This window comes from Hyunsoonleella pacifica, assembly GCF_004310335.1.
GTDB classification, from domain to species: Bacteria; Bacteroidota; Bacteroidia; order Flavobacteriales; family Flavobacteriaceae; genus Jejuia; species Jejuia pacifica.
The window spans coordinates 323,891-347,071 of sequence record NZ_SIRS01000004.1; the positions used below are offsets into that span (position 1 = coordinate 323,891).

At 32.5% G+C, this 23,181-nt stretch carries 23 protein-coding genes; 13 read left to right on the forward strand and 10 right to left on the reverse strand.

Annotated features, from left to right (window positions below):
- The first annotated feature begins 16 nt into the window (after nucleotides 1-16).
- The 4 genes from EYD46_RS10645 to EYD46_RS10660 all read left to right on the forward strand — a co-directional run bounded on the left by EYD46_RS10645 (nucleotide 17) and on the right by EYD46_RS10660 (nucleotide 3,505).
- Nucleotides 17-829: a purine-nucleoside phosphorylase gene (locus EYD46_RS10645; RefSeq protein WP_130937118.1), complete on the forward strand. Its 813-nt coding sequence runs from the start codon at nucleotides 17-19 to the stop codon at nucleotides 827-829.
- Between the two features lie 89 nt (nucleotides 830-918).
- Complete coding sequence (gene arsM, locus EYD46_RS10650) at nucleotides 919-1,890, forward strand: arsenosugar biosynthesis arsenite methyltransferase ArsM (RefSeq protein ID WP_130937120.1); 972 nt, start codon at nucleotides 919-921, stop codon at nucleotides 1,888-1,890.
- An 18-nt stretch (nucleotides 1,891-1,908) separates the two neighbouring features.
- Nucleotides 1,909-2,790: a DUF547 domain-containing protein gene (locus EYD46_RS10655; protein ID WP_229731334.1), complete on the forward strand. Its 882-nt coding sequence runs from the start codon at nucleotides 1,909-1,911 to the stop codon at nucleotides 2,788-2,790.
- Entirely contained in the window at nucleotides 2,783-3,505 is a 723-nt protein-coding gene (locus tag EYD46_RS10660) for a TIGR04283 family arsenosugar biosynthesis glycosyltransferase (protein WP_130937122.1), read from the forward strand. The genes EYD46_RS10655 and EYD46_RS10660 overlap by 8 nt, the downstream gene beginning before the upstream one ends.
- Here EYD46_RS10660 and EYD46_RS10665 read toward each other — a convergent pair.
- The 6 genes from EYD46_RS10665 to EYD46_RS10690 form a co-directional block, all read right to left on the reverse strand.
- Nucleotides 3,502-4,233, reverse strand: a complete 732-nt coding sequence (locus tag EYD46_RS10665; protein WP_130937124.1) for a metallophosphoesterase family protein — start codon at nucleotides 4,231-4,233, stop codon at nucleotides 3,502-3,504. The two genes, EYD46_RS10660 and EYD46_RS10665, sit on opposite strands and share 4 nt — an antisense overlap.
- A 110-nt stretch (nucleotides 4,234-4,343) precedes the next feature.
- A complete protein-coding gene (locus tag EYD46_RS10670) occupies nucleotides 4,344-5,531 on the reverse strand; it encodes a POTRA domain-containing protein (protein ID WP_317128082.1) in 1,188 nt (395 codons plus the stop codon).
- 68 nt (nucleotides 5,532-5,599) lie between these two features.
- Nucleotides 5,600-6,331 (reverse strand): hypothetical protein, encoded by a 732-nt coding sequence (locus EYD46_RS10675; protein WP_130937126.1) that lies wholly within the window; start codon nucleotides 6,329-6,331, stop codon nucleotides 5,600-5,602.
- Nucleotides 6,331-7,338, reverse strand: a complete 1,008-nt coding sequence (locus EYD46_RS10680; protein ID WP_130937127.1) for a glycoside hydrolase family 113 — start codon at nucleotides 7,336-7,338, stop codon at nucleotides 6,331-6,333. The genes EYD46_RS10675 and EYD46_RS10680 overlap by 1 nt, the downstream gene beginning before the upstream one ends.
- Before the next feature lie 46 nt (nucleotides 7,339-7,384).
- Nucleotides 7,385-8,290, reverse strand: coding sequence for a hypothetical protein (locus EYD46_RS10685; RefSeq protein WP_130937129.1), 906 nt, complete (start codon nucleotides 8,288-8,290; stop codon nucleotides 7,385-7,387).
- A gap of 69 nt (nucleotides 8,291-8,359) precedes the next feature.
- Nucleotides 8,360-9,073, reverse strand: coding sequence for a DUF547 domain-containing protein (locus EYD46_RS10690; protein WP_130937131.1), 714 nt, complete (start codon nucleotides 9,071-9,073; stop codon nucleotides 8,360-8,362).
- Between the two features lie 376 nt (nucleotides 9,074-9,449).
- Here EYD46_RS10690 and EYD46_RS10695 point away from each other — a divergent pair, with 376 nt between their 5' ends.
- The 9 genes from EYD46_RS10695 (at nucleotide 9,450) to EYD46_RS10735 (ending at nucleotide 20,989) form a co-directional block, all read left to right on the forward strand.
- The gene (locus tag EYD46_RS10695) at nucleotides 9,450-10,751 is read left to right on the forward strand and encodes an NAD(P)/FAD-dependent oxidoreductase (protein WP_130937133.1); all 1,302 of its coding nucleotides are present in this window, start codon (nucleotides 9,450-9,452) and stop codon (nucleotides 10,749-10,751) included.
- A 2-nt stretch (nucleotides 10,752-10,753) separates the two neighbouring features.
- Nucleotides 10,754-12,343: a 4Fe-4S binding protein gene (locus tag EYD46_RS10700; RefSeq protein ID WP_130937135.1), complete on the forward strand. Its 1,590-nt coding sequence runs from the start codon at nucleotides 10,754-10,756 to the stop codon at nucleotides 12,341-12,343.
- Entirely contained in the window at nucleotides 12,344-13,246 is a 903-nt protein-coding gene (locus EYD46_RS10705; RefSeq protein WP_130937137.1) for a toxin-antitoxin system YwqK family antitoxin, read from the forward strand.
- A 91-nt stretch (nucleotides 13,247-13,337) separates the two neighbouring features.
- On the forward strand, nucleotides 13,338-15,107 hold the full coding sequence (locus EYD46_RS10710; RefSeq protein ID WP_130937138.1) for a tetratricopeptide repeat protein: 1,770 nt from the start codon (nucleotides 13,338-13,340) through the stop codon (nucleotides 15,105-15,107).
- 107 nt (nucleotides 15,108-15,214) lie between these two features.
- Nucleotides 15,215-15,970, forward strand: coding sequence for a sterol desaturase family protein (locus EYD46_RS10715; RefSeq protein WP_130937140.1), 756 nt, complete (start codon nucleotides 15,215-15,217; stop codon nucleotides 15,968-15,970).
- A gap of 2 nt (nucleotides 15,971-15,972) precedes the next feature.
- Nucleotides 15,973-16,902 (forward strand): homocysteine S-methyltransferase family protein, encoded by a 930-nt coding sequence (locus tag EYD46_RS10720; protein ID WP_130937142.1) that lies wholly within the window; start codon nucleotides 15,973-15,975, stop codon nucleotides 16,900-16,902.
- Nucleotides 16,903-17,039: 137 nt separating this feature from the next.
- A complete protein-coding gene (locus EYD46_RS10725; RefSeq protein WP_130937144.1) occupies nucleotides 17,040-17,729 on the forward strand; it encodes a glycosyltransferase family 2 protein in 690 nt (229 codons plus the stop codon).
- Entirely contained in the window at nucleotides 17,729-19,219 is a 1,491-nt protein-coding gene (locus EYD46_RS10730; RefSeq protein ID WP_130937146.1) for a cellulose synthase family protein, read from the forward strand. The genes EYD46_RS10725 and EYD46_RS10730 overlap by 1 nt, the downstream gene beginning before the upstream one ends.
- A gap of 288 nt (nucleotides 19,220-19,507) precedes the next feature.
- Entirely contained in the window at nucleotides 19,508-20,989 is a 1,482-nt protein-coding gene (locus EYD46_RS10735) for a mannosyltransferase (RefSeq protein ID WP_130937148.1), read from the forward strand.
- Here the strand turns inward: EYD46_RS10735 and EYD46_RS10740 are convergent.
- From EYD46_RS10740 to EYD46_RS10755, 4 genes are all read right to left on the reverse strand, one after another.
- Nucleotides 20,975-21,196: a hypothetical protein gene (locus tag EYD46_RS10740; protein WP_130937150.1), complete on the reverse strand. Its 222-nt coding sequence runs from the start codon at nucleotides 21,194-21,196 to the stop codon at nucleotides 20,975-20,977. The genes EYD46_RS10735 and EYD46_RS10740 overlap by 15 nt on opposite strands.
- Nucleotides 21,197-21,216: 20 nt before the next feature.
- Nucleotides 21,217-21,543, reverse strand: coding sequence for a hypothetical protein (locus tag EYD46_RS10745; protein WP_130937152.1), 327 nt, complete (start codon nucleotides 21,541-21,543; stop codon nucleotides 21,217-21,219).
- A 265-nt stretch (nucleotides 21,544-21,808) separates the two neighbouring features.
- Nucleotides 21,809-22,156, reverse strand: a complete 348-nt coding sequence (locus tag EYD46_RS10750) for a hypothetical protein (protein ID WP_130937154.1) — start codon at nucleotides 22,154-22,156, stop codon at nucleotides 21,809-21,811.
- 184 nt (nucleotides 22,157-22,340) lie between these two features.
- Complete coding sequence (locus EYD46_RS10755; protein ID WP_130937155.1) at nucleotides 22,341-23,174, reverse strand: pseudouridine synthase; 834 nt, start codon at nucleotides 23,172-23,174, stop codon at nucleotides 22,341-22,343.
- Nucleotides 23,175-23,181: the final 7 nt, after the last annotated feature.

Here is a 23,181-nt window from a genome sequence, read left to right on the forward strand (position 1 = left end):
TTTAAAAAATCAAATCATGCTAAAATTTATAACAGAAACCGTTGATTTCCTTAAAGAAAAGGGATTTGAAAATCCCGAAGTTGGCATCATCTTAGGTACAGGTTTAGGCCAACTTATTAATGAAGTTGATATTATAAAGGAGGTAAGCTATAATCATATCCCTAACTTTCCAACAGCCACTGTCGAATTTCATAAAGGAAAACTCATTTTTGGGGAACTTGCAGGTAAAAAAGTTGTTGTTATGCAAGGGCGCTTTCACTTATACGAAGGTTATACGTTGCAAGACGTAACCTACCCAGTGCGTATCATGGAAAAATTAGGTATTCACACCTTGTTAGTTTCTAATGCTGCTGGAGCTATAAACCTCAATTTCAAAAAAGGAGAGCTAATGCTTATTGAAGATCATATTAATCTTCAAGGTAGTTCCCCTTTAGCTTTTAAAGGTGTGGAACTTCTAGGAGAACGATTCACTGATATGAGTGCACCCTATAATGACACTATAAATTCTACTTTTAAAAGTATTGCAAAAACAAATAATATAACACTACATGAAGGCGTTTATGTAAGTGTTGTAGGACCTCAATTAGAAACTAGAGCAGAATACCGAATGCTTAAAATAATTGGAGCAGACGCTGTAGGTATGAGTACCGTTCCTGAAATTATTGTTGCTAACCATTTAAATTTAAAAGTGGCTGCAGTGTCAGTTTTAACAGATGAATGCGACCCAGATAACTTAGAACCTGTAAATATTGAAGAAATCATAGCTATGGCGGCAAAAGCTGAACCAGATATGGTCACTCTATTTAAAGAATTAATTAAAACACTATAATTAAGCAGTACACAAGTCATCAGTATGCAGCAAAGTCATAGCTGCTACTTAAACTGCGTACTTCTTACTGCAAACTGAACACTGAAGAAATGAGCACATATTTAGACACCACCCACGATGTATATAAAGAAGCAGCCTTAACACCAGATGTTGGCTTATGCTGTACAACAAACCCCATTTGGGAACTACCTGGATTAAAAATCCCAAAGATTATGCAAGAAATGAACTATGGTTGTGGTTCTACTGTACACGCAAGGGATTTAACCAACAATCCTAAGATGCTTTATGTAGGTGTTGGAGGAGGTATGGAATTATTACAATTTTCCTATTTTAATAGACAAAAAGGAGGTGTAGTAGGTGTAGATGTAGTTGATGAAATGTTAGAAGCATCAAGAAAAAACTTTAAAGAAGCAGAAGCACAAAACGATTGGTTTAAAAGCGAATTTGTTGAACTTAAAAAAGGAGACGCTTTAAACTTACCTGTTGAAGATAACTGTATAGACGTAGCGGCACAAAATTGTTTATTCAACATATTTAAAGCTGATGATTTAAAGAAAGCTATTGCCGAAATGTATCGTGTATTAAAACCTCATGGACGGTTAGTTATGAGTGATCCTACTTGCGAGCAACCTATGAATGATACTTTACGAAATGATGAACGTTTAAGAGCTTTATGTCTAAGTGGTAGTTTGCCTATAGCTGATTATGTAAAAGCATTAACTGATGCTGGTTTTGGAACCATAGAAATAAGAGCAAGAAAGCCATATCGCATTTTAGACCCTAAACACTACCCTACCGATGAGCTGATTTACATAGAGTCTATTGAAGTAGCAGCTATAAAGGATCCTATGCCTGAAGATGGCCCATGTATTTTTACAGGAAAAGCAGCGATTTATTATGGCGAAGATGATTATTTTGATGATAAAAAAGGGCACGTTTTACTAAAAAACCAACCTTTAGCTATTTGTGACAAAACCGCTGGTGCCTTGGCTGATTTAAATCGGCATGATATTTTCATTAGTGAATCTACCTATCACTATGATGGTGGTGGCTGTTGTTAATTTAAAACCCAAATTGCCGTGAAATCGTTTTATCTCTATATACTAATACCTCTAGCGCTTTTTTCTTGTAAAAGTGCTAAAAAGGTTATTAACGAAACCTCAATATCTAAACAAGAAAAAAAAGTCATTGATACTATTACAACCACAAAAGAGGTTATTAAAATGACCGATTCATTGATGGTACCTCCTGATAAAAAAGATATTGAAATTATAGAGAAACCCATTATCAAGGAAATACCTCAAGCACCTCTTAAAGTAGTTTTTGGTCACGAAACGTTTCAAACGTTGCTTAAAAAGCATGTATCAGACAGAGGCGATGTTAATTATAAAGGCTTAAAAACAGATTGGAAAACTCTTAGAAAATACATAGACCAACTAGGTAAGAATTTACCAGACAGTAATTGGACTAAAAACGAGAAATTAGCATATTGGATTAACGCTTACAATGCTATGACTGTTGATTTAATTTTACGTCATTACCCAATAAAAAGTATTAAGGACATTAAAAATCCATGGAAACAACGTTATTGGCAACTTGGGGAAAAATGGTATAATTTAGACGAAATAGAACATCAAATTTTACGTAAAATGGATGAACCACGTATCCATTTTGCTATTGTTTGTGCTTCTTATTCTTGTCCGAAATTACAAAATGAAGCGTTTACGCCTTCAAATTTAGAACAACAACTAACTAGAGCTACCAAGGAGTTTTTAAATGATCCTGAAAGAAATTCTATTTCAAAAAACAATTTAGAACTTTCTAAAATATTTCAATGGTTTGCTAAAGATTTTAAGCAAAACGGTTCTCTTATTGATTTTTTAAATGCATACACCGAAACAGAGATTTCTCAAAGTGCTAAAAAACAATTTAAAGATTACAGCTGGGATTTAAATGAATAAAATCTCAATTATAATACCAGTTTTTAATGAGGCAGAATACATTACAAACCTGCTTAATCATCTTATAAAAAACGCTTCAGAAACCCATATTAAAGAAATAATAGTAGTTGATGGAGGAAGTAGTGATGATACACAAAAGGTAGTTCTCAATACATTTCCAGTGTTTGAAAAACTCAAAACTAATATTCAATTAGTAATTTCTAAAAAAGGACGTGCTAAGCAAATGAATAAAGGTGCAAAAGAAGCTACAGGTGGTGTTCTTTATTTTTTACATGCAGACTCTTTTCCTCCTAAAAATTTTGACAAATATATTATTACTGAAGTAACAAAAGGTAACAATGCGGGGTGTTTTAGAATGCAATTTGATAGTAGCCATTGGTGGTTAAAATTAGCAGGATGGTTAACTGCTTTACCTTTTAAAGCGAGTCGTGGCGGGGATCAAAGTCAATTTATTACAAAAAAGCTTTTTGATGATATAGGCGGTTATGATGAGCGTTTTGAAATTTATGAAGACAACGATTTAATTAAAAAACTATATGCTAGAAAAGAGTATGTAGTTATTCCTGAATGGTTAACTACATCTGCTAGATGCTACCAAAAAAATGGCGTTTGGAAAACTCAATTTCACTTTTGGTGTATTCACTTAAAAAGTCGTCTAGGTGCCTCTCCCAGTGAGCTTAAATCCTACTATAAACAGAATTTAGTAAAAACTTAATTCTTATTTCTTCCTTTTTCATTAGGATATAAATCCTTAACTACACCACTTTGAAACACTTCTTTAGTATCTATATTTATTGCTGATAACTTTCCAAAAAAAGCAGCTCCAGTATCTATATTCCAAACGTTTATAGCGTTCATAGGCTCATATCGTTTATAATTTATAGTTGGTGTATGGCCTATATAAATTTCTTTATAGTGCTTTAACCGTTTTGGATATAATTCAGAGTTTTTCTCAATACGTTTATCCATTGTAAGAGCCATTTCCCAAAGTGTTCTATCAAAATATAGTGTTGTTTGAAATACTTCTTTTTCTACGCCATGCATAGATGTAAATCCCGCATGTAAAAACAATCTATTATCAGCATCTAAATGGTACATACTTAAGTTTTTAAAAAATTCAAGATGTTTCCTTTTTTCTTCATCTGAAAATCCTTCATAACTTTCCATGGTCTCCTTACCTCCATGCATATACCAAGTAGGATTTACATCTCCATTTCTCAACCACTCTTCAGCCCAAACATCATGATTCCCTTTTATAAAAACACAATTAAAGGTATTTGAAAGCTCTATTAAGAACTGAATAACTTGCGCAGATTCGCTCCAACCATCTACGTAATCTCCCATAAATATTAGATTATCTTCCTCTTTAAGTTTTAGCGTATTCAATAATTCGATAAGCGCTTTTAAGCCTCCGTGAATATCTCCAATAGCAAAAGTTCTCATACTCCAGTAGTTTTCGGCAAAACTATAGATTTTAAGTAAAAAGCAAAATGAATAAAGTTAAGTTTTGATTAATAATACTCCCGTACAATGGATAGGGTTAGTTAGTCTCACTAAAAATACTGCCCTATACCAAATACAAAACCTCTTGTAGAATCTTCGGTTATACCGTGCCCATAATCTATTCTAAAAATGGCATTAAATATTTTTTTATGAATAAAGCGCACCCCTAACCCAGGATAAACTCTTAAGTTTTGGGTTTCTCCAAAATCCCCAAAATCTCCTCCTGGATTACGCCATGTTCCTGCATCAATAAAAGCATTCCCTTGAATACAAAACCAGTTTTTCTCATATAACACATGCCTGTATTCCGTATTTAAAACTATAACACCTGTACCTCGATCTATGGTATTACCTACACCTCTAATGTTTAAATTATTATCTACAGAGAAAGGTGCAAACGGTGTATCATCGTTAGACGATAACCCCAAACGCAACCTGTTTGCCCAATTACCATGCTTGCCAATTCTGGTGTAATAGAAAAAATCATTCCATGCAATGTGGAAATCTGGTAAGGTATCATCTGTAGAAGTTACATACTGAAAGTTAAAAAGACTCCTAAAGCCTGATACATATTGATAAAAATAGTTAAGATTATTATATTCATAAATAAACTTAGTTAACCATTTTTTTACGTTTAACTCTGGCCTATTGTTGATATTTTCCCCTCTAAATGTATAGTCTTCTGTAAAATAATTAAAACCTGCCTCTACTCTATTTCTAAAATTAAATCTAAACAACCCCAACAATTCATAACTTTTATTGTTATAACGATATTGGGCAGTCTCATTATCAAAAAACACTGGCTCTAAAGTTGTTAAATCCTGATAGGTTGCTGCCAATCCTAAGTTTCGTGAAAATAAAAACGGGGCTCGAATATTAAGAGCATAAGAATCATAAATATCCTTTTGGTAAAAACCACCTACTATAATATTTCTACCTAATGCATTAAACTCATAAAGACCTAACCTATATGCAAACTCATCCTCGTCTGTGGTATAAAAATTTACTGAAGGAATTAGAGTAAAATTTTCTTCAATATTATAAAATACGTTATAGTAATTATCATGCGAATGAAATACTTGATAATAAGCATGAGAAATAGAAGGCATGCGCTTTAACAATTTCATATCCTCTTCTATACGTAGGGAATCTAAAACATCTCCAGGTTTAAGAGCGGCTATTTTTTTTACAAATGAAGTTTTCAGCCTTTCATTACCTTGAATTTTCACATCAGCCACAAGATTTTTTTGAGCGAATGAAATACAACCTATACATAGAAACGTTACGTAGATTAAATAGTGTTTCATCATTGGGCTGTAAAAGACTTAGTAATTACCAAATTTACCCAATTATCTAGACTTACATCCATTAAAGTGAAATTATATTGATTTCCAGAGGTTAAATTTGGTGGCGGTAATTGTGTGGTAACATTTAGGACTACATTACTAGTATTGTAATATTGAAATGTACTTTCGATAGTGTAAGTTCCAGACAATAAATTATCTTGATCATCTGAAACGACTTGAAAATAAATAGCATTATCTCCTGCCACATTATGTTCCCATGAAAATGCTGGCATTCCAGATTGTGATTGATTTATTATAACTGCATCAGTCCAAACTGAGGGTTTTGACAAGTGTTTTATTCTTATTGGGTTTGAAATTTTCAACTCTCCATCTAACTCAAATGTAACGATTACCCATTTTTCTTGCAATGAAACTTGTGTGAACATCCCTAAGTGACCATTAAAAAATGGTTCGCTTTGTATAAATATTTGTTTGTAATTGGAATAATCCTCATGATTTACTTGTACATCATCAGTTTCATAAAATCTGATGTTTGTTGCACCAACTTCTGGATAGTAAAATGTTAATACCTCTCCTGTAGTTTCATCACTCGCTGCACAAGCAATTACTGCACCTGTTTCCACAATATTAGTTGAAGCGTATGTTGCTAAAGTTTGTGTAACAGTATCGTCATTATCTGAGCAAGATAATAGGGTTACAATAAGGAATAGTAGAACGCACAGCTTTTGCATTACATCTTAGTTTTGTAATAGTTACGAAGTAAAACCTCTACTGGTTTGTTTTGTGGTGTGAACATTGGATTATCTTGTCCGCCAGAAAGATCATGATTAATAAACCATTTCCAAATAAACCCTCCTGCAAACCACTCTTCTTTCCAAAACGTTTCAAACAATGCTTTTGTTGTATTTACTTGTGCTTGTAAATTTACTTGATTCATACTTCTATCACTTTTCCATGGTTCTTTTCCTGCATAATCAACACTTCTATAACCAAATTCTGTAAACAGTATTGGTTTATCAAATTTAACAGAGACTTCTTTTACTATTTTTTTATGTTCTTCCCATCCTTTTACACATTCTTCAAAAGATGGTGTCTTGCTATCACTTACTGGGAAATATGCATCTACTCCTACATAATCCAAATCTTCCCAAAAAGGTGTACGTTTAAATTCATCCCAGTTGGCTGCGTATGTTAATTTGCCTTTATAAACTGCTTTTATCTTCTTTATTAAATCCGTCCAATACTTTGGTCTGTTTTCAATAAAACGCTCCAATTCGGTTCCAATACAAAATATGTCGACATTTAGTTCTTCCCCTAACATGGCATACTCCAAAATAAATTTAGAATAGGTATTTTCTAGTACTTGCCAATCTGCTTCACTTTCCATTTCAATATACCCAGTAAATTCTCCATGCCAAACCCAAATTTGTGGTTTCAACATGATATTAATATTCTTTTTTCTGAGTTCTTGAATGTATTGTTTTGCGCCATCAACAGTTTCTCCAAACCATTGCCTAGGTGTGTTGTACACAATTTCTGGATGCTTTAAATCTTTAATAAACCCAAAAGGCATAACTGCAGCATAATTTGCATTTACGCTAACAACAGGATTGACATGTTTATCTGAAACTTCTGTATTTGCAGCTACAAAGCTAACACCATTAATTTTTTTGGATTGAGTTTCACATGATTGTATTACAAATAAAAGAACAAAAAAAAGAAGCTTAAAAGGTTTCATATAACACGCTTTAAGCTCCTAATTTACTATTATATTCTGATTTTGTTTAGAACAATGCTCTTAATCCAATGTTAAATGTTTGTCCTAAACCAGAGTTTTTACCAAAAAGAAAATTAGAGTATAAAAATTCTGCATTTAATGTTTTTGTTAGTTGGTATTTTGCACCACCGCCAAGTATAGTTACACTTTGACTAAAATCGTTCTCTCCTGCATCGTTAGCACCAAAAGATATTAATTCTATATGTTGGGCTAATCCTAATACGGTAAATTTTGAACTTGGAAAGTAACTTAAAAACACACCTGGTGTTAAACGCAAACTATTGTAAGCAAAACTGTTTTGTTCTCCAAAATTATACTCTGTATTTAGCTCTGTAAATAATTGCCAATCACCTCCTGCAAAACTATAATCGTAAAAAAATCTGTTTTGAAAAATGAATCCATCTTGATCTAAAAATACACCATTCTCTGTTTCATTATCTATTAATGGAATATGAAATGCAGTTTGTATTGTAAAATTACCAACACTCTTTATAGGATTAAATTTAATAGCTGGTGCAAAAGAAGTTAAACCAGAACGTGCTGTCCCTCTTTCCCCATCAAAAGAAAATACATCTAAAGCATCTCTTCCACCTATTGCGTTTGAGCGCACTTCAAATAACAAACCTAAATTAAATCTATTGCTATCTGATACACCTGTAAAAATATCTACGCTTGATGTAAAAAATGAGTTTCTTGGAATATCGCGTTTTTGTGTTCCCTCTGAGTTTCCAAATAAGTCTTTAGTCTCTGTATATAAGTTATTAAACCACTTGATATCCCATTGTCCTTTTTTTAGAAGAATTGATGGTGTATAGGTTTGAATTACACTGCGTTCTTCTTGATCATCTTCTTGCGAAAATCCGTTAAATGATATCGCTACTAATGCTACTGCTATTGCTATTATTTTTTTCATTATTTTGATTTTTGGTTATTTAACATCATTTTTTTTTACAGAATGATGTATGTGTTGTTTTTAATTGATTTATTGTTTGTTAATTGTCCAATCGTAAGGAAAATAACTTAGTTTCCATTTTCCTTCCAATTTTTCGTTTCTGTACTTATTTATAAAATCGATCTCATCAGTACCTTTCATGGTAAAATCACCTTTATACCATTCCATTATTTGAGATACTTGTACTCTATTTTTCTTTGTATTTACTTGTATAAAACTACCATTAATTGCCTTCTTTGTTTGCGCTTCCAACTGTGCATCTAAAGTGTTTGGCAAATATGCTTTATTTATTAAAGGAGGGCATCCCACTGCACCGCACACTAACACAAAGTGAAAACGGGCATCGTTAAATTGCGCTCTTAATAGTTTGTGCTCAATATCATTCAAGGTAATATTCTTACCTCCTAAATTATGTTTGGTTTTATCGAAAAAACCAGCATGATCTAAAGGTGATTTTGTTGGGTACTTGTCAATTAGTCCTTTTATTACTGATAGATTATAAGCATTAATCCAAAATGCTTGGTAATTTTTCGCATCGCTTTTAGATACTGAAATACCTTCGGCTATTTTTAAAATTTCATTAAGCTTTGCAGGATCGCTATGTATGTTATCATAGGCCACCTTTCCGTTTGAAACATTTGCTTTAAAAAACACATCTGCCTTAGTGAAAAACATATTTAGGTCTTGCGCTTTTACAGAAAGTCCCACTAATGTTAAAGTTAGTATTATTATGATTTTTTTCATTTTATTAAATATTTGATTTTTTAATTTTCTCTCATCTAAGTCTATTTAATTTCCACAAACTTTCAAAAAAAGTTAAAGTTTTTTCGCGTCTTTGGATAATACAAATCCTTACAAAGAATATTCAATTTAAATTAGTTCTAAATTAAATAGTTGTGTTAAGTTATTATCTTTAGATGCGACCTAAAAGCGTGTTACCACAACTTTATTAAACACAAAATTAGTTTAGTAAAAGTCACTCCTTAACAAGGAAGCCCGCGTTAGGGATTGTAGCGGTAGCTTTTGGCGAGGCGAGCATCGAGCCAAAACTTTTAGTGGAAAGCCCGACCCGACCTAAGGAGGGTAACGCTCAATTAAAAATTACACTAACAACCAAATTATGGAAGAACATATCGTTATTATAGGCAATGGCATTTCTGGCGTAACTGCTGCGAGACACATTAGAAAATTGTCTGACAAAAAAATTACTATTGTCTCTGCTGAGACAGATTATTTCTTTTCCCGTACTGCACTAATGTATGTTTATATGGGACATATGAAGTTTGAACATACACAACCTTACGAGAATTGGTTTTGGGAAAAGAACCGAATTGCGCTTAAAAAAGGGTTTGTAAACCAAGTGGATACCGCTGCTAAAACTTTGCATTTTGCTGAGGGCGACACATTACAATATGATAAATTAATTATTGCTACTGGTAGTAAGCCTAACAAATTTGGATGGCCAGGGCAAGATTTAGATGGCGTTATGGGCATGTACCATAAGCAGGATTTAGAAAATCTTGAAAAATATGCGCCTAATAAGGAGGTTTGTAAACGCGCTGTAATAGTTGGTGGAGGTTTAATTGGTATTGAACTAGCAGAAATGCTAAATTCTAGAAGTATTCCTGTTACTTTTTTAGTACGAGAAAATAGTTTTTGGAATGGCGTGCTACCCGATGGAGAAAGCGAAATGATTAATCGCCACATAAAAAATCATCATATCGATTTACGCTTAGGTATGAATCTGAAAGAGATTAAATCTGATGAAAACGGAAAAGTAAAATCCATCATTATTCAAGAAACAGGAGAAGAGATTGAATGTAATGTAGTTGGCTTAACCGCTGGTGTATCTCCTAATATTGATTTCATAAAAGATTCTAATATTGAAACAGGTAGAGGTGTAAAAGTAAATCGTTATTTAGAAACTAACATTCCTGATGTTTACGCTATTGGTGATTGTGCAGAACAACACGAGGGCATAAATGGGCGCAGGCCTATTGAAGCGGTGTGGTACACAGGACGAATGATGGGTGAAACTCTAGCACAAACCATTTGCGGAAATAGAATACAATATAATCCGGGGCATTGGTTTAATTCTGCTAAATTTATGGATATTGAATACCAAACTTATGGTTGGGTATTTGCAAAACCTAGAGAAAACGAAGCGCATTTTCATTGGAAACATGAGGACGATACAAAGTGTATAACCGTTTGTTATGACACTACTACAAATGCTTTTTTAGGCATTAACACTTTTGGGATTAGAATGCGTCATGAAACTTTTGATACGTGGCTTACTGAAAAACGTGATGTAGACTATGTGATGCAACATCTCTCTGAAGCCAATTTTGACCCTGAATTTTACAGCCACTACGAGGCTGATATATTATTAGCCTACAATAAACAACTACAAACCGTATAACCATGAGTAATAAAATAAACCACAGCATGTCTTTAGCAAAACCAGATGCAATTGACATTACGAACAAACAAAAAATAGCGCTTGCAATAGGTATTATTGGGCTATTAATTTTAACATTAGCATTATTTAATACTAATTTTCCAAATAAAGGTATATTCTTAACACTAGCGTTAGTATTAACATCTGGTGGAATAGTAGTGTATTCTAGGGAAGCTTATTTAACAAAATTAGAGGGTATAAAAAATGATGGTGTTTGGTTTAAATCTATCTCCTCTCGAGGTACTTGGGGCTGGATTGTAGGTGTTATACTCACTGCTTTTTATATCATATTATATTTCTTTCCTAAATATTTAGGTTTAGGAGCAGACGGTGCGGAAAACACAGGATTAATTGCATTATTTGACCCTTTAAGTAAACTTTTAAGCGGAAGACCTGCAAGCCAGTGGTTTGTATATGGTGCTCTATACACTGTTGCTATTTTAGCTTTTGGATATAAGTTTATTTTAAAATATAGACACAACCGTTACCAACAAATACGAACAGTATCGGTTATGTTCTTTCAATTAGGTTTTGCATTTTTAATTCCGGAGTTCATGTATGTTATGAACAACGATTTGCCTTATTATGATTTAAAAAGTGTGTGGCCGCTTAACTATTACATTTTTGATGAATGGTCTGTAAATGGTTTTCTTTCAAACGGTAATATTGGTTTAGCTCTAATTTTATTTGGTATTATTTCAATATTTGTAATTACACCTATTTTAACTTATAAATTTGGTAAACGCTGGTATTGTTCATGGGTTTGTGGTTGTGGCGGTTTAGCTGAAACTGCTGGAGATTCTTTTAGACAGTTATCTTCTAAAAAAATGTCTGCTTGGAAACTAGAACGTTGGTTAATACATACTGTTTTAGTGTTTTCTGTAGTAATGACGGTAGCTATGGTATATACCTATTTGGGTTATGATAAAAATAATTTTTGGTTAACCCGAGGTGTTTTTATTGCATTAGTGATTGCCTTCTTAACTTTAGTATTTGCTGGTGTTATGTTTTTTAAAAGACAAGAATTAGGCAAAGATGCCAAATATGGCGCTATTGGTTTCTTTGTAGTTATTACACTATTACTTGTTATGCATTTTACAGGTACTACAAATGAAATTTTCTACATTAAAGCTGGCGCATTACGATCTGCTTATGGTTTATATATAGGATCTATATTTTCAGGAGTTATTGGTACAGGGTTTTACCCTATTTTAGGAAGTCGTTCTTGGTGTAGATTTGGGTGTCCAATGGCTGCAATTTTAGGATTTCAACAACGTTTATTCTCTAAATTTAGAATTACAACTAACGGCGGACAATGTATTTCTTGCGGAAACTGCTCAAACAGTTGTGAAATGGGAATTGATGTTCGTGCCTATGCACAAAAAGGCGAAAACATAGTTCGCTCAAGTTGTGTTGGCTGTGGTATTTGTTCTGCAGTTTGCCCAAGAGGAGTTTTAAAGCTTGAAAACGACAGTATGGAAGGGCGTATTAACCCAACAGAAATTCTTTTAGGAAATGATGTAGATTTAATGGATTTAGTAAATCAAAAATAAATGCGCTTTATTATTGTCTTTGTTCTACTAAGTACTTTTGGGTATGCTCAAAAAACATATCACAAAACCTATTTTGATAATGGAACTATAAAGAACGAAGGCTGGATAGAAAATAATTTAAAAACTGGCTTTTGGAAATTCTATTTTGAATCTGGAAAATTAAAAAAACAAGGTTATTTTAAATATGGCTTAGCGTCAGAATATTGGGAGTTTTTTTTCGAAAACGGAAACCGTGAAAGTGAAGGTCATTTTCTAAATAATGAAAAGGAAAAATTCTGGAAATACTATTATATAAATGGTAGTATAAAAAAAGAGGGGAGCTATAAGCATTATTTTAAAACAGGCCGCTGGAGAACATACTTTGCTTCTGGAAAACTTAATTCTGAAGGAGATTATTTCAATAATAAGAAAGTGAATTATTGGAAGTTCTATTATGAAAATGGTAACAAGGAAAGTGAAGGTAGGTTTGACAATGACATCAAAAATAAATATTGGAAGTTTTACTATCCTAATAAAACCATAAAAAAAGAGGGCAACTATATCAACAAAAAAGCCTCAGGTTATTGGCAATTCTTTTTTAATAATGGTCAACTAGAAAAAAAAGGTGTGTTTAAAAATGGTAAGTATAATGGGTATTGGTCTTTCTTTAGAAAAAATGGTACAAAAGAAAAGGAAGGTCACTTTATAGACGGCAAGAAGAATAAATGGTGGCTGTTCTATGATGATATGGATAAAATAAATCATAAATGCCAGCTAGAAAATGGTGTAAAAAATGGCTATTGCTTAATGTACACCAACGAAAAGTTAATATCTGCGAGAAAATACCAATCAGGAAAAAAAATCAAAGAGTGGACTGATTTAGAATCCTTTAAAAAAGAAAACAAATTGAGTGATTTAAGATAAATGCTATTAAAGTTCATTTTTAATTTCATCTCATTTTACTTGAAATTATTAATTTAGTACTCACTTTTTAAACTCTAACTCTTTTATTCTGATGTCCGTCAAAAACAGGAATATTACTATTGCCGTTTTACCATTTCAAGTAACTAGCAATGATGATAGGATAGCTACTCTGTTTCTTGGTTTTACAGAAGACCTTATTACTAATTTTTCAAAATTCATTGGACTTTCAGTTATTTCCTCATTCTCTACAAGTAGAATAAAAGACATTTCCAATCAGAAGGAGATCGATAAGTTGGGAGCAGATTATTTTATTTTTGGTAGTGTTCGTGAACATCAAACCAAACTAAGAATTTCTATTCAACTTATAAAAAGTGAAGATCAAAGCCTAGTTTTTGGCAATCAGTATGATAAATCGTTAGATGCACTATTAGAAACACAAGATGCTATAGTACATCAAATAACTACCGTACTAGAAGAAAAAATAAATTATAACCTCTTATCGCATTCCTACAAAAAAAACTCTGTTGATCTAGCAGCGTACGAGAATTACTTAATGGGTATGCATACTTTAAAAAAGGGATCTGGAGATAATGATGAAAAGTCTAGAACTTACTTTAACGCCGCTTTAAAAATTAACCCAAATTATTCTTTAGCCTATACAGGACTATCTCTAAGCTATTTTAACTTTTGGTCTTGTTTATTATGGGACAGGTGGGACGAAAACATGAAAGGTGCTCATGAATATGCACTTAAAGCTATTGAACTAGATGAGAATGATTATACTGCTTTAGGAATTTTGGGTAGAACTTTTGTGTATTCTGGAGCATACGAAAAAGCAGAACATTACTTAAGAAAGTCGTTAAGAATGAACTCCAATGACTGCTCTCACTTGCTAAGAGTAGCATTCTCCTTTATGTTTTTAGGATACCTTGGCGAAGCGTTAAAATTATATCATAAAGCTATTGATTTAAATCCCTTTCACTCTAATCATTATTTTGCTCATGGCGCTATTTACTATTTAGAAAAAGGCGATTTTACAAAAAGTATTGAACTTGCAAAAAAAGCACCAGTAGATCATTGGACAGATTTCCCTGCATTCATAGCTTCTGCATATTTGCAAACTGAACAATACGATTTAATGTGGCAACATTGGGATATTTATTTAGACCTTTTTAAAAGAGAAGTATATTCAGGAGAAAAAAACATGGAAGAAGAAGCCTTAAAATGGCTTTTAGTAGTAAATCCATTTAAGAACAAATCTTGCTTAAATATACTTATAGATTACATTAAAACTGAAAAACGAATTTCTAAAACTGAGGAATCTAGCATAAAAATTGGCAATTCATTTAGCCTTGTTGGAAATGTTTGGGAGATTTCTTTTAAAGATACTTCAGTAATTTTCAAAGATGCCAAAGGACTACATGACATTTACAAGCTTTTAAAACAGCCCAATGAAGAATTGCATTGCCTTGATCTTATGCAGTCTGTAGTAGACGAAACACACAGCGAATCTACAATAGACCATAAAGCTAAGACAAGCTATCATGCTCGTATAAAAGCCCTTCAAGAAGAAATTGAAGAAGCTGAAAGTCTTAACCAAATTGGACGTATTTCTGTATTAAGAGAAGAATACGATAGTATTTTAAACCATCTATCCCAATCTCTTGGGTTAGCAGGAAAAACAAGAAAAGTAAATTCTACATTAGAAAAAGCACGTTCTGCAGTAACATGGCGTATCCGAAATAGTATAAAAAAAATGGAAGCCATGCATCCAGATTTAGCCAACCACCTATCAAAATCCATTAAAACAGGAACTTATTGTTCTTATAAGCCAGAGGTTGAGGCAAACTGGACTTTATAATTAAACCAAAACTCACATTTTATTTTTTTAAAACTTACATCGTAAGGTAAAAACTTACGCCTTAAAGGTTGAATGCAAAAATTATTAATCAAAAAATCAACGTAATTATGCCAACACCTTTAGAAATTTTATTAGACCCCATCTCATTAACAGCACTAGGAATGTATGCCCTTTTAATTATTTGGGAAGCCTTATTCCCTGCACAAGAACTTCCTAAAGTAAAAAACTGGAAACTTAAAGGAATGACTTCCTTTACTGTATTTTTCTTTTTATCATCTTACTTACCATTATTAACCGATCCTTTTTTGTCACAATATCAATTATTTGATTTAACAAGTTTAGGAAATATTAGAGGTGGAATTGTAGCTATTATAATTTACGAATTAGCCGTTTTTGTATGGCACCGCGCTATGCATAAATCTAACTTTTTATGGAGAACATTCCATCAAATGCATCATAGTGCAGAACGAATGGATACTTATGGCGCTTTTTATTTTAGTCTTTTTGATATGATAGGATTTACCTTTTTAGGTAGTGTTTGTTTGGCTTTATTAATTGGTGTAACACCACAAGCAGTAACTATTATGCTTCTAGGTACAATGTTTTTAGGCATTTTTCAGCATACTAATATTAAAACTCCATACTGGCTAGGTTATGTTATTCAACGTCCAGAAAGCCATACAGTACATCATGCTAAGGGCATTCATAAGCACAACTATTCTGATTTACCAATATTTGATATCATTTTCGGTTCATTTAAAAATCCAAAAGACTATGAGCATGAAACTGGGTTTTATCATGGTGCTTCATCTAAAGTAGTGGAGATGCTAACATTTCAAGATATTAATAAACAAAAGCAATAACCATGTGTTTAATTAATAGCAATACATCCACCATCTACTTAACCGATGGTGGATTAGAAACCGATTTAATATTTAATAAACATATCGATTTACCACATTTTGCAGCTTTTCCTCTTTTAGAAAATCCACATCAAAAAGAAATTCTAAAAAGCTACTATATAGAGTATTTGCAATTAGCTAAAACTTATAAAACTGGCTTTATTTTAGAAAGTCCAACATGGAGAGCTAATACAGACTGGGGATATACCTTAGGGTATTCCAAAGAAGACTTAATACGAATAAACAAACTAGCTATTAAAGAACTTAAAACATTAAAAGCGCACTTTTCTAACCACATTCATTCAATTTTAATTAGTGGACAAATAGGCCCTCGAGGCGATGCATATAACATTAACGAAGTAATGACTTCTGAAGCAGCAGCAGAATATCATTTATTACAAGTAAAAGCATTTAAAGAAGTAAAAACAGATATGGTTACAGCAATAACTATGAATAATGTTGATGAAGCCTTAGGAATTGTATATGCTGCCAAAACGCAGTATATACCAGTAGTTATATCTTTTACTGTTGAGACAGATGGTAATCTACCTAGTGGAGAAAGCCTTGCAGAGGCAATTAACACCATAGATAATGGCACCAATACATATCCAAAATATTATATGATTAACTGTGCACATCCAACACATTTTTTAAATAAAATAACATCAAATTCAACATGGAAATCAAGAATTAAAGGGATTCGAGCAAATGCCTCTTGTAAAAGTCATGCAGAGTTAGATCAATATACAACATTAGATAAAGGCAATAAGGAAGAACTAGGGCAATGGTACATTTCATTAAAAAAGTATCTTCCAAATCTAAAAATCTTTGGAGGTTGTTGTGGTACAGATGCATCTCATGTAAAATCAATTTGCACGCAAATACTATCATAATCTCAAAAAAACTACGTTCACAACTAGGGAGTATATATAATACTCCTTTTTTTATTAGAATTCTTTAAACAATCTTGTTAGTAAAGAATTTGATGAACGACAGAGCTTATTGTATTTTTACAACTTAACACTAATCAATGACCAAAATAAACGTCATAATCCCTGCATATAACGAAGCAGATTCAATAGCCAATGTTATAGCAGATATTCCTTCTATAGTTGATGAAGTTGTTGTAGTAAGTAATAATTCTACTGATGCAACAGAGGAAAATGCAAAAAATGCCGGAGCTACAGTTTTAAAAGAACACAGAAAAGGTTACGGCTATGCTTGCTTAAAAGGAATGGACTATATCTCCAAAAAAGCCCAAAAACCAGATATTATAGTATTTTTAGATGGCGATTACAGTGATTACCCAGAAGAACTCACTAAAATAGTAACACCAATTATTAAAGATAATATAGATTTTGTAATTGGAGCAAGGGTAAAACGACTTAGAGAAGAAGGCTCTATGACGTTTCCTCAAATTTTTGGAAATTGGTTAGCAACCACTTTAATGAAACTCTTTTTTGGAGCAAAATTCTCAGATTTAGGCCCTTTTAGAGCCATAAAATATAATAAGTTATTGTCACTAAACATGGAAGACAAAACGTATGGTTGGACGGTAGAAATGCAATTAAAAGCTATAAAACAAAATCTAAGTTATACTGAAATACCTGTGAACTACAGAAATAGAATTGGAGTATCAAAAGTTTCAGGAACCGTAAAAGGTGCTATATTTGCAGGCATAAAAATACTAGGGTGGATTTTTAAATACAGTTTAAAATAATGTATATAGAAACCGTAATTATTATAATTTATACCATTGCATTGCTGCTCATTTTCATGTATGCGCTGGCACAACTTAACTTATTATTTAATTATCTATCCGCACAAAAAAAGGATACTACTTGCGAAACTTTCGATTTATCTAACGCCAAAGAAGTTCCCTATGTAACCATACAACTTCCTGTATACAACGAAATGTATGTAATGGAACGTTTACTAGATAATATTGCTCAAATAGACTATCCAAAAGATAAATTAGAAATTCAAGTTTTAGACGATTCTACTGATGAAACAGTAAAAAGTACTAAAGCACATGTAGAGCAACTCCAAAAAACAGGATTAGACATACAACATATCACAAGAAAAATAAGAACAGGCTTTAAAGCTGGTGCACTAAAAGAAGGTTTAGAAATCGCAAAAGGCGAATTTATTGCCATTTTCGATTCTGATTTTCTTCCAACATCAGATTGGTTAAAGCGTACAGTACCTTATTTTAAAAATGATGATATTGGTGTTGTACAAACCCGGTGGGGACATATAAATCGTGATTTTTCAGTACTAACCAAAATTCAAGCCTTTGCCCTAGATGCGCATTTTACATTAGAACAAGTTGGGCGTAACAGTAAAGGGCACTTTATAAATTTTAATGGCACTGCAGGAATTTGGCGTAAAGAGTGTATAATTGATGCAGGTAATTGGGAAGGCGACACACTTACAGAAGATTTAGATTTAAGTTATCGTGCCCAATTAAAAAACTGGAAATTTAAATACTTAGAAGACGTAGAAACCCCAGCAGAATTACCCATAGTAATAAGCGCAGCACGTTCGCAACAATTTAGGTGGAATAAAGGAGGTGCAGAGAACTTTAGAAAAATGCTTTGGCGTGTATTAAAAAACAAAAATATCTCTGCCAAAACAAAGGTACATGGTTTACTACATTTACTTAATAGCACCATGTTTTTAAGCATTTTGGTAGTGGCCGTTTTAAGTATACCAATGCTATATATTAAAAATGAGTATGCACACCTTAAGCCATACTTTATTATAATGAGTTTCTTTGTAATTAGCACAGCCATTTTCTTTATTTGTTATTGGATTATGTATCGAAAAATATATGGAGGAGGCATCAAAAACTTCATGGGATATATAGGTATGTTTTTCGTGTTTTTCTCAATAGCAATGGGCTTCTCCCTGCATAATTCTATAGCCGTTTTAGAAGGGCACTTAGGAAAGAAAAGTGAGTTTGTAAGAACTCCAAAATTCAACATCAGTAAGTTTAAAGATAACTGGAAACATAACAAATACATAAAAAAAACAGTTTCAGCACATGTCATCCTAGAAGGCATCCTAATGGCATATTTTGGTTTTGGTATGTATAGTGCATTTGTAGTTGGAGATCAAGGCGGCGATTTTGGACTTTTCCCATTCCACCTAATGCTATTCGTAGGCTTTGGCTACGTATTTTTTAAATCGTTAACCTCTAAAGTTTAATTTTTATTTTGGGCGTTACCCTAAAGGGTCGGGCTTTCCGTTACAAGTCCTCACTCCTACGTCGCTGTGGGCTTTCCACTGCAATCCCTAACGCGGATTTATTTACTAACTAAGTTTTAAATCGGAAAATAAAAGGCGTTTTTAGAGAGGTTCGTTTAATGTGTTTACGGATATGCGTCGTTTCAATGACGTATATCCGACGTTAAACGAAGGTAGCAGATTTTTTTTACAAAATCAAGTAAGCTTCTTTTATAAAAAGCAACAAACAAATAGTATTATATTTGGTTCATGCTTTTAAATCCAACGTTTTTAAAACTTAATAGAATACCGTTACTAATGGTATTAACTAGTGCATTACTCTATTGGGTTTTTGCATACAATTTAGTACGAACAGATTACATAAAACTCATAACGCTATACAGCGCCTTGTTTTTTCTGTTTTACAAACTCGTGCAACATTTTAAAAGTAATATCCCTTTTTTAACCTACCTAGCATTCGCATTAAGAGCAATTTTTATTCTAGCTACCCCCAATTTATCTCAAGATTTTTACCGTTTTATTTGGGACGGACGTATGATTTTTGAAGGGTTTAACCCATATCTATACACCGTAGAATCCTTTATAAATCAAGGCACATTTCCTGTAGCCCAAGCCCAAGAACTTAGAGAAGGTATGGGTCCATTAAATGCTGGCCACTATACTAATTACCCACCTGTAAATCAATTATGCTTTGTAATAGCTGGACTATTTGCTGGTAAAAATATTTTGGGTTCTGCCATAGTATTACGACTATTAATAATTGCTGCAGACTTTGGCACATTACATTTTGGTAAAAAACTACTAGAACAACTAAACATCCCCAAACACCAAATCTTTTGGTATATCTTAAACCCATTTATCATTATAGAACTTACAGGAAATCTACATTTTGAAGGTGTTATGATTTTCTTTCTCGTTTGGAGTTTGTATTTACTGTATAGTGGTAAATGGCTATGGAGCGCTGTAGTTCTCGCACTCTCTATCTCCGTAAAGCTAATTCCTTTAATATTCTTACCACTGTTTTTTCAGTGGTTTATTAATAATAAATCAAAGACTTCTAAAGGAACACCCTTAAAGTCCCCTCAAGATAACAATACTAATATCCACCCGAGCAATGCATTACATAAAAAAACTTCAAAATGGATTCCTGCCTTCGCAGAAATGACAAGGTTGATTGGATTTTACAGCATAGTTTTAATAACTACTATTGTGTTATTCCTTCCATTTTACAGTTCAGAATTCATAAACAATTATTCGCAAACCGTAGCCCTTTGGTTTCAAAATTTTGAATTTAATGCCAGTATCTATTACGTCGCCAGAGAGATAGGATATCTTTTTAGAGGTTATAACGAAATTGCTATCATCGGAAAAATCATTCCAATAGTAGTAGTACTAGTGACACTAATTATTACATTCTTTAGAAAAAACAAAACCATGGTAGCACTAATAACAGCAATGCTATTTGTACTCTCATTCTATTACTTTACAACCACCACAGTACATCCATGGTATGTTGCCACACTATTAATCCTTTCAGTATTTACAAAGTACAAATTCCCTTTGGTTTGGAGCTTTGTAATTATCTTAAGCTATCTCGCTTACGTAAATCTTAACAAAGCAGATAAATCTGAAAACCTATGGATAATAGCTGTAGAGTACATTATAGTGTATGGCGTATTTATCTGGGAAATTTTCTTCAAAAAACCTAATGTTAGGCTAAAGCAATTTTAAGCTCTGCACACGATAAATTTCGTCCTCTCCATCTAAATCTTCAACAAAGGTTATCCTAAAATCTTTATCAATTAAGTCTTTGTCATTCTTTAAATCAAATTGTTTTAAAACGCGAGGGTGCACCTCTTCAAAAGCCAATTCTTCACCATTTTCAAACCAAAAGGTAAAGTAACCGTTTTTATAAGACTTAAAAACAGCTGTTCTCATAATATATAAAGTAAAAAGTATTAATCATTAGTAGTACCCAAAGCCTGCTCATCCATTTTAGGAGATCGCACAGCATTAGGATTGTTATTATCAAAATCTTCGTAATCATCTTCATCATAATTTTGCATAGTAACCGCAAGTTTAGAACTAACTTTTACCAAATATTTGGTATCATTAGTGGTAACCTCAACAGCTTCTATAATATCATTATGTTGATTTCTAAAAGAAATTATATGGTCATCATCATATCCATCAGGATATTTTTCAACTAATAAGGAGAGAATCTCTGGGGTTAATTTTTTGAAATCTACAATAACCCGCTTTAAGTTATCATTTTTTTGTTTCATGGTTGGTTACTTTTTTTGATTTGGTCAATTTTATTAGTAAAAAGATACGGAAAAAATAAAAATGCAACAACTGCAGAGTTATTTCACAGTAACTTTTTTTATTCTAAATTAAATATTTTTTAAAAAAATAAAACTATACCTCTAAGATTAATTCTATGTTATCAGAACAAAAAATTAATACTATTAATAGCAAACAGAAGTAACATCAAAAAACTAAAAAAGCCACCTAAAAAGGTGGCTTTAAGTATATACTTAATTTTATTGTTTACAGCTTTTCTAACTCTGTAATAGTTTTAATTTCATTACCGTTATCGTCTATTTTTGTGGTATAGGTAACTTTAAAATTAACACCGATAAACGTTTCAGAGTGTAAATCAAAAACGCTTAATACGGGTTCATCTACTTGCTGAAACACCATGGTAAACGACTCGCCATTCTCTTCAACTTCAAAATTATAACCATCGCCATCACTGCCTTTATATATGGCATTTACTTCCCCAGAATCTTGAATTATTAACGATAATTCATCTGAAGGCACTTCATTTGTAAAACTTGATAATGTAAAAAACAGCATCAAGAAACTACATAACATAAACAAAAATTTTGTTCTCATTTTGATAAAATTTATAGATTAAAATAAAATAATTTACAGGAATTCTCCTGTTAGGTTAAGTTCATATCACACATCATTTCGACGTCAAAAAACAATATGCAATTATAATAAATACGCTAGCATGTAATCTTTAGATTTCACAAAAACGTTTTTACCAAATATTTAACACTATCTATAAATTATTTTACAACATTCTTAATGTATTCAACTCTTGTTCAGTTAAATGTTTCCAATGTCCTCGAGGAATATCTTTTTTTGTTAAATGCCCAATAGCCACGCAATCTAAACTTAAAATATCGTAGCTAAAATGCTCAAAAATAGTTCGTATAATGGTATTACCTGTATTCTTTATTTTTAAGCCCACTTCTTTCTTACTGGCGCCGTCTATATAACTTATTTCTTCTACCTCAATAAGTTTGCCTTCAAACTTAAAACCATTTTGTATCTTTTTTAAGTCCTCTAGCTTCAAGTTTTTATCGAGTTCTATATGAAATAAACGCGCTACTCCGTTTTTAGAATTAGTGAATTTTTTATGAATAGTCTCATCATTCGTAAACAGCAATAAACCTTTAGAATTCCTACCTAGCCGACCAATTGGTTTTATTCTGGCACTAGTTGCATTAGCCACCAAATCCATAACCGTTCTACCTTTTCCTTCACTTGTTGTTGTTGCAAAACCTTTAGGCTTATTTAACAACACATAAGCCTTTTTCTCTGGGTTTATTCTAGCCCCATCATAACGCACTTCATCTGCTGGCTTTACTTTATAACCCATTTCGGTAATTACCTTACCATTTACAGAAACTAAACCTGTTGCAATATGTACATCAGCTTCACGACGAGAACAAACACCTGTATTTGCAACATATTTATTTAGTCTTATTTCATCAGAATGCTTTTGACTTTTATTCGGTTTTTTTGAAGACGTATTTTCTTTTGCGTAATTAGAAAAACTTTTTTTTCTATTACCCTTTCTATTAGATTTCCCTTTACTTCTATCGCCTTGGTGCCTATTCATTACAAAT